Genomic DNA, 12,188 nt, shown 5'->3' with positions numbered 1-12,188 from the left:
CTAATGAGCCTTTATTGATCTTAAAAAAACAAAATGGCTTAACGAACAATACCCCGATTTTCATCAGAGATGAAATCTAATAATGTTTTTAATTCTGGGCACTCATCAACATTTTCCGCAATATCAGCTTTTGCTTCAGTCAATGTTTTACCTTGGCGGCATAGTGATTTATAAGCACGTTTAATATGCATTATTGTTGCACTACTAAAACCATGTCTTTTTAAGCCAACAGAGTTAATTCCCTGCGCTTGCACATAGTTCCCCGATGCCATGAAGTAAGGAGGAATATCCTTATTCACAGCAGAACAACCACCGATCATTGCATATTCACCGACACGAGTAAATTGATGCAGCGCAGTCAAGCCACCGATAATAACATTATTAGCAAGTTTACTGTGACCCGCCAATGTCGCATTGTTTGATAGGATAATATTATCACCTAGCATACAATCATGAGCGACATGAACGTAGGCCATCAATAGGCAATTATTACCTATCTTTGTCAGACTTTCATCTTGCGCCGTTCCACGATGAATTGTGCAACTTTCACGGAATACATTATTATCACCAATTTCTAAATAGGTTGTTTCACCATTGTATTTTAGATCTTGGCAGTCTTCGCCTACTGAAGCAAACTGGTAAATTTTATTACCTTTGCCCATTTTAGTAGAACCTTTAATAACAACATGCGGCGCTATCCAGCAATCATCACCAATTTCAACGTTATCGCCAATGATGGTATAAGGACCTACCTCTACGTTTTTACCAATAATTGCATTTTCATGCACTATCGCAGTTGGATGAATTTTTGCCGTAGAATCAATCATTAGATCTCTCTTCTTGCACACATAATTTCGGCTTGACAAACAACTTGTTCATCAACTTTAGCGTAGCATTGAAATTTACCCATGCCACGTTTCTCACTTAAACATTTAACCTCAAGGTCTAATCTATCACCAGGTACAACAGGCTTACGGAACTTTACTTTATCAATAGAGGCAAAGAAATAGAGTTCATTTTCAGCAGGTTTACCGTGTTTTGTAAAGGCTAATACACCTGTTGCTTGTGCTAAGGCTTCTAATATTAAGACACCTGGAAAAACAGGCGTGCCAGGAAAGTGACCTGTAAATTGTGGCTCATTAAAAGAAACATTTTTATAGCCCTTTAAGAAGTCACCAGGTGCATGATCGATAACACGATCAAGTAATAAAAACGGGTAACGATGTGGTAGAAGATCCATGATCTCCTTAATATTCAAACTGCTTAGTTCACTAGGCACTGTATGATTCCTTTATTTTTTATCTTGAAGTTGCTTTTCGAGCTGCTTTACTCGCTTAAACAAATCTTCTATTTTTAATGTATAAGCAGTATTTCTACGCCATGTTTTATTATCTTGCGCAGGCACCCCAGAGGAATATACACCAGCTTCTTTGATACTTTTTACAACCATTGAATTACCAGTGATAACAACATTATCAGCTAAACTAATGTGGCCATTCATTGCTACACTACCACCAATAATACAGTTCTTACCAATTGTAGTACTGCCAGCAACACTTGCCGCACCTGCGAATGCTGTATTATCACCAATAACAACATTATGTGCAATTTGACATTGGTTATCTATTTTCACACCACAGCCAATAATAGTATCGGATAACGCACCTCTGTCGATAGAAGTGCCCGATCCAACTTCACTACCATTACCAATAATCACTTTACCAATTTGTGGAATTTTAACCCATTTCCCTTGGTAAGGAGCATTACCAAAACCGTCTGAACCAATCGTTGTATTGGAATGAATAATGACGTCATTGCCAATTTCACTAGCATGGTAAATGGAAACATTTGGGTAAATTTTGCAACCACTTCCTAGTTTAACATCTTGCATAATAACGGTATTAGCAAAAATTTGACAGTTATCACCGATAACGACATTTTTTCCTATCACCACGTTTTCCGCAATAGCGACATTACTACCAATTTTTGCAGACGCATGAATGCTCGCTGAATCTGCAATACTCACCTCTAAATTAGGCGTAATATCAAAGATTTTTGCTAATAATGCATAACCTACATATGGGTTTTCCATAAATAGTGCGTTACCAGGGTATGTTTCTTTTAATGCCGTAGGTAATACAATCGCGCTTGCTTTACATTCAGCTAAACGAGATAACAGTTTTTTATCCGATACAAAGGTGATATCACCCGCTTTTGCATCTTCAAAAGTCGCTAAAGCATTTATTTGTAATGTTTCGTCACCACTTAACTCAGCTGATAACTGGCTTGCTAAACTTGCTAATGAATAAACCATATTAAAACCTACTTCTTGCTGATCACTTTAATCACTGAATCTGAAATATCTAAAGCAGGTTTAGAGAATACAATTTGCTCACCATTTAAGACGATGTCGTAATTACCTTTTTTAGCAACAGAAGCGATTGCATCACGTACTGAAGTTAATATTTTTTGTTGCTCTTCTCTAGTACGACGTTGTTGATCTTCTTCAAACGCTCTACGCTTTAATTTGTAATCAGATACTTTACCCGCAAGATCACGCTGCATATCTGTTAATTTTTGTTTACTTAACAGTTCACCGTCTTTTTTCATTTTTTCTTGTAACTTAGTAATCTGTTTTTCTTGGGCTTGAAGCTTCTCATAACGCCCTTTAAATTCTCTTTCTAACGTTTTATCAGTACGTGCACGTTGTGGAGAAGCCTCTATTACTTTAGATGGGAATACCACTCCAATTTTTTGTTCTGCAGCTTGCACCGTTGAGAAAGTTGCAACAGCAACAGCTAAAGTAATAACTTTTAAAAAGATTTTCATGAAATAACTCCGTAAAATAATAAAATTAACAAATAGCACATTATATTTAAACATAATGCAAATACTAAACAATCCTAAAATGTATCCCCGATATTAAATGAGAACACTTCCGTTTGGTCTCCAGCGTATTTCTTTAGCGGAACCGCTAACGTAAATACTAATGGCCCAAGCGGAGACACCCACGTTAATTGCGTACCAAGAGAGGCACGAATACGCCCTGGTTTAGAATAGTCACCAGCATAATCACAGTTGTATGAACAGGTAAACTGTGAATAAAGCTCATTATCAAACTCTGTATCCCAAGCTTCACCCGCATCAACGAACAAACTACTACGTACTTGACGTGAATATGCTTCATCTAAGAACGGCACAGGGAAAATAAGTTCCGCACTCATTGTATATTTTGCATTACCACCAACAGCACTGTTGGTATAAACAGAGCTAGTATTACCGCTATTTGTACCTGTATACAGTGCTCTAGGGCCAACCGTATTATTAGAGAAACCACGCAGAGTACGGTAACCACCAACATAATAGTTTTCAAAGAAAGGTAAAATCGTGTCATTACCTTCAAATTGACCATAACCATTACCATAACCTAAACTACCACGTAACAAGGTTGTCCAATCGCCGTCATCGGTAATACGTTGGTAATTACGAATATCAAAGTTCAATTTAAAGAACTGTAAATCAGAACCAGGAATAGTGACTTTACCGCGTAAAGTATGAGACATACCCTGAGTAGCAAGCTGACCTTTATCTAGGTTATTTCGACTCCATGTAGCAGTAAGATCGAAGTTTCTAAAGTTAGCTCCGCCATCAGCATCTTGCATCGAACCATAAATATCCCAAAAGTTATTAAGTTGCTCATAACCATTCAATTGAGAAATGCCATTATTCTCCCAACCAACACTAAGACCTAAGCGATTAATTTCATTAACAGGGAATCCAGCACTAAAGCGAATACCGTAAGTAGTATTGGTATAGTCGACAATGTTCGCGTCTGCTGCTTCAAATTTATCATAATAAATTCGAGCGCCACCGCTTACACCATCTTTGGTTAAATAAGGAGTATCGTAGCTAATATCTGCACTTAGGCTGTAATCATTTAACTTAGTCTGGAAAGAAACTTTATCACCCGTTCCCAAAAAGTTATTTTGTTGAATACCACCACTTAAGCTCACACCGGATTCAGTACCGAAGCCCACACCAGCATTAAAGCTACCAGAGGCTTGCTCTTCAACTTTAACATTTAAATCAACTAAATCATTACTAATACGGTCTGTATTAATATCAACTTTAGAAAAGAACCCTAAACGGTTTAAACGAGCACGAGAAAGTTCGATAGCTTCACTTGATAACCATCCCCCTTCCATTTGACGTAACTCACGTCGGATAACCACATCTTTGGTATTAGTGTTGCCAGAAATATTGATATAACGAACATAACCGCGTTGGCCAGGGTCAACAGAGAAGTTAACCACCACTGTGTTTGTTTCGTCGTCAATTTCAGGGTAAGTATTAATTTCAGGGAAGGCATAACCTAAACGACCAAAGTATTTACGAATACTTTGCTCTGAAGCTGCAACGTCAGACGCTGCATAAACATCGCCATCTTCAAATGATACTAAGCTTTTAACATCTTCATCATAACCCAACAGGTCTCCGATGAAAGTCACATCTGACACTTTGTAAACCTCACCTTCATCAACATTTACTGTGACATAAACGCCTTTTTTGTTAGGTCGTAAAGCAACTTGTGTTTCATCAATATTAAAACGAATATAACCGCGATCTAAGTAATAACTTTTAATCACCTCTAAATCACCAGCTAAAGCTTGCTTTTGATAGTTATCATCAGCAAATAAGTCCCACCAACCAGCAGAATCACTTAATGTTAAACGCTTAAGTAAATCGGTGTCTGAATAAACGGTATTACCAACGATATTTATTTCTTCGATTTTAGCCGTTAAGCCTTCACGAAAAACAAACTGCAAAGAAACACGGTTTCGCGGTAAAGCAGTCACAATCGTTTCAACTTGCGCGCTATATTTACCGATACTGTGATAAAAATCTTCTAAGCTTTTTTCAATGCTGGTTAATACAGTTCTATCTAAAGCATCACCGACTTGAATTGAAGATGTCTTTAAAGAGTCAAGTATCTGTTCTTCACTTAACTTATCATTACCCGATAATTCGATAGCACTGATCGTCGGTCTTTCTTTAACTTTAAAAATAAGCACTGAATCGTCTCTGAATAATTGAATAGATTCAAAGTGACTACTGCTATACAGTTTTTTGATTGCTTGTGATAAATCATAATCATCAACAACATCGCCCTCACGTATTGGCAAGCTTAATAAAGCTGCCCCTAAAGTAACACGCTGCAATCCTTCAAACTGTAAATCAGATACAGTAAATTTTTCAGCAAACGCAAAATGAGAGAACCCACTTACCACGCTCAATGCCATTGCCAATAAATATTTCTTAAACATTATTTATAAAATCCTTTACTGCGCTTCAGTGCACAAAACAGTTTTAACAAACTCACGATCAATTAAAGAGTAACATTATCAAATTAAAGCAATACAATGCAGTAACAATTTTACAATAAATTGAAATCATTCAGTATTGCAATGGACATAAACGCAAACAAAATTGCTGCCCCTATTTTAAAGCCAATTTCTTGTATCCTTTCTGAAACAGGTTTCCCTGTAACAGCTTCAATAGAGTAATACATTAAATGCCCTCCATCTAATACAGGTAGAGGAATTAAATTCATGATGCCTAAATTTACACTAATTAAAGCAATAAAACCTAAAAAATAAGCCAGACCATAATCAGCGCTCATTCCTGCACCTTTAGCAATCCCTACAGGGCCGCTTAAATTCTTAACAGATAAATCACCCGTAACTAACTTTATTAACGTATCAAATGTTAATGTTGTTAGTTGCCATGTTTTATCTACCCCTTTGATAATGGCATCGACTACACCATATTGTAAATTAACCCGAAACTGCTCAGGGTAAGTATCAACCTGTGGTGCTAATCCAATAACCCCTTGTAACTGACCATTATCTAATTCTCTCGCATCAGGCTGTAAATCTATTGACTTTATTTGACCTGATCTTTCAATTGTTAAATTAAGCGTTTGATTTGCACTACCTTGAACTGAGGTGACAAATTGCGTCCAACTAGATAGCGCCACACCATCAATTGAAACTAGTTTATCGCCTTTCATTAAACCGCTACGTTGCGCTGCGCCTCCTTCAGAAATTGAGTCTGCAACTAAGTGCACTTCAGGAGAATAGGGAATAAAACCTAAGCTGCTAATAATGGATTCTTTTTTAGGTTCAAACTGCCAATTTTTTAATGAGACCTTGTAAGTTTGAGTTGGTTCATTAGTGATTGTTGAATCATCTATCGTTAATGGAATAATATCGAGTGTGACACTGTCTTCACCTATCTGCCCAACTAAAGATAGATTTAAAGCTTCCCAGTCATTAACACTTTGCCCATTTACTGCTGTGATTTGAAACGGTCTAGACACCATCATCGCACTTGCAGGTGAGTTATCTTGTATACCACTAATTATCGGCTTTGCGCTATTCACTCCAATGCTATACATAAAGAAGAAAGCTAATATAGCCAATAGAAAGTTAGCAATAGGCCCCGCCGCAACAATCGCCATTCGCTGCCAAACTGTCTTCTTATCAAAGGCATACTCAGTTAGTTCATCAGGAACCTCTTCTACGCGACCATCGAGCATTTTCACGTAACCACCAAGAGGTATCGCAGCGATAGCAAACTCCGTCCCTTGTTTATCTGTTTTTTTGAATAACACTTTACCGAAGCCAATAGAAAAACGGTGTACTTTCACACCACAACGGCGAGCAACCCAAAAATGACCATACTCATGAATGGCAACTAAAATACTTAAAGCAACGATGAATGAAGCGGTATTCCATAAAAAACTTAACAATTAACACCTCTATGAATTAATACCTCAGCTGACTCTCTTGCCATTTTATCTATCATCAATAGCTCATCAATTGTCGAAACAGCCTGACAGCTTACTTTATTCAGTGTGTTATCGACAACGTCAGGAATATCGGTAAAACGAATTTTTTGCTCTAAAAAAGCTTGAACGGCAATTTCATTGGCAGCATTTAACACTGTTGTCGCATGCTGCCCTTCGTAACAAGCTTCAATCGCTAATTTTAAACAAGGGTAACGGGTATAATCAGGTTTAATAAATCGAAAGTTTTCACTGTCAAAAAAGTCAAAACCAGCGACACCACTATTAATACGATGCCCTCCACCCATTACATGTGCAATAGGCACACGCATATCAGGATTTCCCATTTGAGAAATGACACTACCATCTTTGTACTGGACCATCGAATGAATAATTGACTGGGGATGAATAATGACCTGTAATTGTTCTTTCTTAGCATTGAATAACCAACGAGCTTCAATATATTCAAGCCCTTTGTTCATCATAGTAGCTGAGTCGATAGATATTTTAGGACCCATTGACCAGTTAGGATGTTTAATTGCCAACTGTGGGGTAATAGAGTCAAACTCATTTAAAGGTTTTTCTAAAAATGGGCCACCAGATCCTGTTAATAATATTTTAGAAACGCCTTCAGTAGCTAAGTCACAATGACCAATATCATTTTGTAATGTAGGAGACATAGATTGAAAAATAGCGTTATGTTCACTGTCCACTGGCCATAGTTTTGCGCCCGATTTTTTAACTGCATCAATAAACAGAGCGCCGGACATCACCAAGGATTCTTTATTAGCTAAAAAGATTTCCTTGCCTGCATTAACCGCCGCTAAGGTGGTTTTTAAGCCTGCTGCACCGACAATAGCAGCCATAACAGAATCTATCTCAGGGCTACCTAATAAAGCCAGCACCTGCTCTTCCGGCAAGACCTCACAAAGCAAGCTATGCTCTTTAATTAAAGCCTTAAGTTGCAATGCACTGTCAGTGTTTGATAAAGCAACATAACGAGGCTGAAACTCCAAGCAAAGTGCTAACATTTTGTCGACATTAGTCGCTGCATATAAGAATTGAACTTTATATAAAGCAGGGTTTTGACGGCACACACTCAAGGTGCTGTCACCAATAGAGCCCGTAGCACCTAAAACGGCGAGATTCTTGATCATTTACATTAACCAATGGATATAAAAAAGAGCAAAAATAGGCGTTGCTGCCGTTAAACTATCGATACGGTCAAGTATCCCACCATGACCTGGCAATAACTTCCCACTATCTTTTAAACCTGCTTCGCGTTTAAAGATACTTTCAGTTAAGTCGCCTAACGCAGACACTAACGTTGTGATGATTGAGATAACAAAAAAAGCGAAGAGATTATCGTCAGAAATAGCGAAATATTGAGCAGCAAAAAAAGCGACAATAAGTGAACTTACAACACCACCGGCAAAGCCCTCAATTGTCTTACCCGGGCTAACGTTAGGTGCCAATTTAGTTTTACCAAACTTTTTACCTACAAAATAAGCCCCTGTATCAGCAGCCCAAACTAATAAGAAAACATACATAACCAGCTGAGCACCATAGTAAAAATGTTCACTCATATCAACTGAACGTAAAACAATTAAACTCCAGAAAAAAGGTAACAATGTTAATAGACCAAATATACTTTTAAGTAGTTTATTAGAAGACCATAAAGCGGCAGAAGTTGGATAACGAAGTACTAACAACAGAGCGACACACCACCAAGCACCGGCACTACTCAATGCTAAGGACAGGGATGAATTTAATGCACCATTCTGCCAAATATCGCTAACAGGCATGGCAATCAAGGTGAGACCTAGTATTAAGCCAAATATATAAAGAATAGCATTGGAAGGTGTTTTATTAACAAAACCTGCCCACTCTTTTGCAGCAAGTAAAAATAAAGCTGCACTAAACAGCGTAAACAACTGCAGAGGCAGAAAGAAAATAGCTGCAATAGCTAATGGCGCTAATACCAGCGCAGTAATAATTCGTTGCTTCACAGAAGGTTCCCGTTATTATTTAATGCTAAAGAGATCTTTAGACTGAAAATTATTTATAGGCAAAAGGCAGGTAAATGTTAACCGCTGACTTGTGCACTAGTTTGTCCAAAACGACGCTCTTTGCCTGAAAAGACATCTAATGCTAATTGAAAGTCTTCAGCATCAAAGTCAGGCCACAATGTATTAGTAAAATACAACTCGGCATAAGATAACTGCCATAATAAAAAATTACTAATACGATGATCACCACCCGTTCTAATCATAAAATCAACATCTGGTAAATCATACAAAGATAAGGATTGAGTAATTGTCGCTTCGCTGATGTCGTCAATATTTAACTCACCATCCTTTACTTGCTGTGCTATAAGTTTTGTTGCGTTAGTAATATCCCAACGACCACCATAATTAGCAGCAACACTTAATACTAAACCCGTATTATTCTCTGTTAGTTGTTGCGCAACCATAATTTTTTTTTGTAGATTATTACTAAAGCCAGATACATCACCGATAATATTTAATTTAATATTATTTTGATTTAGCTTTTTAACTTCGCTGCCTAACACTGTGAAAAACAATTCCATTAACATATTTACTTCTTGCTTAGGTCGTTTCCAATTCTCACTGCTAAAAGCAAAAATAGTTAAGGCATTAATTTTTTGTTCTGCAGCAAAACTGATCGTGCGGCGTAATGCTTTTACGCCATGTTTATGACCAAACACACGGTGTTTACCTTTTTGCTCTGACCAACGACCATTGCCATCCATAATGATAGCAACGTGTTGAGGTAACTTATTCGTACACGTTTCAGAATTCACAATCTACCTTTACAAAATAAAATGCACCTTATTAAAAATTAAAAAGGTGCATTATTTTTATCACTAAATACTTAAACTTCTAACAGTTCAGCTTCTTTCACAGCTAGTACTTCATCAATTTTCTTGATGCTTTCGTTTGTTACTTTTTGTACTAACTCTTCACCTTGACGCTGTTGATCTTCACTAATCTCTTTTTCTTTTTCAAGATCTTTAAAGTCACCATTTGCATCACGACGAATATTACGTACCGCAATACGTGTATTTTCAGCTTCGCCACGAACCACTTTAATAAGGTCTTTACGACGTTCTTCAGTTAATGGTGGTAAAGGGATACGGATAACCGTTCCTGCCGACATAGGGTTTAAACCTAGGTTAGATCCCATAATCGCTTTTTCTACAGCTGCAATTAGTGTTGCATCAAATACAGTAATTGTTAGTGTACGTGCATCTTCAGTTGATACATTACCTACTTGACGTAATGGTGTATTTGAACCGTAATAAGGTACCATAATACCGTCTAAAAGGCTTGGGTGTGCACGACCTGTACGCACTTTTGCTAATTGGCTTTTAAATGATTCGATGCTTTTGTTCATACGTGTTTGAGCATCATCTTTGATTTCATTAATCATATCTTTATCCTAACTTATTGAGTCTATACCAAGGCTATTTACTTGATAGTTAAATATTTTCTTCTGTGTGAGTAATCGTTGTACCTTCATCACCACCTAGAACAACACGGCTTAATGCACCAGGTTTATTCATGTTAAATACACGAATAGGTAGGCTGTGGTCACGTGCTAATGTAAATGCAGCTAAATCCATTACTTGTAATTCTTTCTCTAGTACAGTTTGGTAATCTAATACACTGTATAGCTTAGCTTCAGGGTTTTTAACAGGGTCCGCATCGTAAACACCATCTACTTTAGTGCCTTTTAATACGGCATCAGCTTCGATTTCAATACCACGTAAACAAGCAGCAGAATCAGTTGTAAAGAATGGGTTACCAGTGCCAGCAGAGAAAATAACCACTGTGCCTAGTTTTAAATATTTAATTGCTTCAGCCCAGTTATAATCATCACACACACCATTTAATGGGATAGCTGACATTAAACGAGAATTTACATGTGAACGATGTAATGCATCACGCATCGCTAAACCATTCATTACCGTTGCTAACATGCCCATGTGGTCACCAACAACACGGTTCATACCCGCTTCAGCTAGACCTGCACCACGGAAGATATTACCACCACCAATAACTAAACCAACCTGAACACCTGACTCAATCAAAGATTTAATCTCAAGTGCCATACGATCCAATACTTTAGGATCTATACCAAACCCTTCTTCACCAACAAGTGCTTCACCACTCAATTTTAATAAAATACGACGATAAGCAGATTTAGGATTAGTGCTCATAATTTCATTCCTTTAGTTGAAATAATACCGATTTTTTAAAAAAATTATAATAAGTACTTTTAAAAAATAAGTCTTTAACTAGCTTATAAAAGCAACAAATTATGTTACTTTTGAATACAAAAGAACCGCAGCTCGGCCGCGGTTCTTTGATTACAATATGTTAGTGTATAAAACCATAACTTATTGTTTTAAAGAAATTACTTAGAAGCAGCCATTGTAGCAGCAACTTCAGCAGCAAAATCTTCTACTTTTTTCTCAATACCTTCGCCTACTTCTAAACGAACAAAAGAGACAACGTCTGCATTTGCACCTTTAAGAAGTTTAGCAACAGAGATTGATGGGTCTTTAATGAACGACTGACCAGTTAAGCTTACTTCACCAGTAAACTTAGCCATACGACCACTTACCATCTTCTCTGCGATTTCAGCAGGTTTACCACTGTCGATAGCGATTTGTAATTGAATTTCTTTTTCTTTAGCAACTACGTCTGCAGGTACATCTTCAGGTTTAACAAACTGTGGAGATGCAGCAGCAACGTGCATTGCGATATCTTTAGCTAGTTCAGCGTCACCGCCAGTTAGCACAGAGATAACACCGATTTTACGGCTGTGTACGTAAGCGCCAAGGTTTTCACCTTCAACGATTTGTAAACGACGTACAGAGATGTTTTCACCAATTTTAGCAACTAAAAGCTCACGAGCTTCATCAACAGTGATGTCGTCGTATGCAAGTGCGTTTAGTGCTTCAACAGAGTCAACTTTGTTTGCAAGAGCGATATCAGCAGCTTTTTCAGCAAATGCTAAGAAGCTTTTATCCATTGCAACGAAGTCTGTTTCACAGTTAACTTCGATGATTAATGCTGTAGTACCGTCTGTTTTAGCAAAGATAGCACCTTCAGCAGCAATACGGCCTGCTTTTTTAGCTGCTTTAATTGCACCTGATTTACGCATGTTTTCAATTGCAAGGTCGATGTCGCCATCTGCCTCAACTAATGCTTTTTTACAATCCATCATACCCGCAGCTGTGCGGTCACGAAGTTCTTTAACTTGCTTAGCTGTAATAGCCATCGTTTGAATTCCTATATTATTTCTATAAAAA

General features: G+C 37.5%; 12 protein-coding genes. All 12 read right to left on the bottom strand.

Translation table 11 applies throughout. From position 1 onward, the window contains the following. Positions 1 to 38 precede the first annotated feature (38 nt). The 12 genes from lpxA to tsf all read right to left on the bottom strand — a co-directional run bounded on the left by lpxA (position 39) and on the right by tsf (position 12,157). The gene (gene lpxA / locus V6256_RS00845; RefSeq protein WP_341596077.1) at positions 39 to 827 is read right to left on the bottom strand and encodes an acyl-ACP--UDP-N-acetylglucosamine O-acyltransferase; all 789 of its coding nucleotides are present in this window, start codon (positions 825 to 827) and stop codon (positions 39 to 41) included. Then, positions 827 to 1,279 (bottom strand): 3-hydroxyacyl-ACP dehydratase FabZ, encoded by a 453-nt coding sequence (fabZ, locus tag V6256_RS00840; RefSeq protein ID WP_341596076.1) that lies wholly within the window; start codon positions 1,277 to 1,279, stop codon positions 827 to 829. The genes lpxA and fabZ overlap by 1 nt, the downstream gene beginning before the upstream one ends. A gap of 12 nt (positions 1,280 to 1,291) precedes the next feature. After that, on the bottom strand, positions 1,292 to 2,314 hold the full coding sequence (gene lpxD / locus V6256_RS00835; RefSeq protein ID WP_341596075.1) for a UDP-3-O-(3-hydroxymyristoyl)glucosamine N-acyltransferase: 1,023 nt from the start codon (positions 2,312 to 2,314) through the stop codon (positions 1,292 to 1,294). 8 nt (positions 2,315 to 2,322) lie between these two features. Then, positions 2,323 to 2,829, bottom strand: a complete 507-nt coding sequence (locus tag V6256_RS00830; protein ID WP_341596074.1) for an OmpH/Skp family outer membrane protein — start codon at positions 2,827 to 2,829, stop codon at positions 2,323 to 2,325. 74 nt (positions 2,830 to 2,903) lie between these two features. Beyond that, a complete protein-coding gene (bamA, locus tag V6256_RS00825; protein WP_341596072.1) occupies positions 2,904 to 5,324 on the bottom strand; it encodes an outer membrane protein assembly factor BamA in 2,421 nt (806 codons plus the stop codon). Between the two features lie 110 nt (positions 5,325 to 5,434). After that, entirely contained in the window at positions 5,435 to 6,811 is a 1,377-nt protein-coding gene (rseP, locus tag V6256_RS00820) for a sigma E protease regulator RseP (protein ID WP_341596071.1), read from the bottom strand. Further along, on the bottom strand, positions 6,805 to 8,001 hold the full coding sequence (gene ispC, locus V6256_RS00815; protein WP_341596116.1) for a 1-deoxy-D-xylulose-5-phosphate reductoisomerase: 1,197 nt from the start codon (positions 7,999 to 8,001) through the stop codon (positions 6,805 to 6,807). Before ispC ends, rseP begins: the two co-directional genes overlap by 7 nt. Before the next feature lie 3 nt (positions 8,002 to 8,004). Then, complete coding sequence (locus V6256_RS00810) at positions 8,005 to 8,856, bottom strand: phosphatidate cytidylyltransferase (protein ID WP_341596070.1); 852 nt, start codon at positions 8,854 to 8,856, stop codon at positions 8,005 to 8,007. A 77-nt stretch (positions 8,857 to 8,933) separates the two neighbouring features. After that, positions 8,934 to 9,620, bottom strand: coding sequence for a polyprenyl diphosphate synthase (gene uppS, locus V6256_RS00805; RefSeq protein ID WP_424141039.1), 687 nt, complete (start codon positions 9,618 to 9,620; stop codon positions 8,934 to 8,936). 122 nt (positions 9,621 to 9,742) lie between these two features. Then, complete coding sequence (gene frr / locus V6256_RS00800) at positions 9,743 to 10,300, bottom strand: ribosome recycling factor (RefSeq protein WP_341596068.1); 558 nt, start codon at positions 10,298 to 10,300, stop codon at positions 9,743 to 9,745. Positions 10,301 to 10,349: 49 nt separating this feature from the next. Then, the gene (gene pyrH / locus V6256_RS00795; protein WP_341596066.1) at positions 10,350 to 11,090 is read right to left on the bottom strand and encodes a UMP kinase; all 741 of its coding nucleotides are present in this window, start codon (positions 11,088 to 11,090) and stop codon (positions 10,350 to 10,352) included. Between the two features lie 197 nt (positions 11,091 to 11,287). After that, positions 11,288 to 12,157, bottom strand: coding sequence for a translation elongation factor Ts (gene tsf / locus V6256_RS00790; protein ID WP_341596065.1), 870 nt, complete (start codon positions 12,155 to 12,157; stop codon positions 11,288 to 11,290). Between the last annotated feature and the right edge of the window lie 31 nt (positions 12,158 to 12,188).

It is taken from the genome of Psychromonas aquatilis, assembly GCF_038155185.1.
In the GTDB taxonomy this organism is placed as follows: Bacteria; Pseudomonadota; Gammaproteobacteria; order Enterobacterales; family Psychromonadaceae; genus Psychromonas; species Psychromonas aquatilis.
Note: the sequence above shows the minus strand (reverse complement) of the source record. Positions and strands in the feature narration are given on the sequence as shown.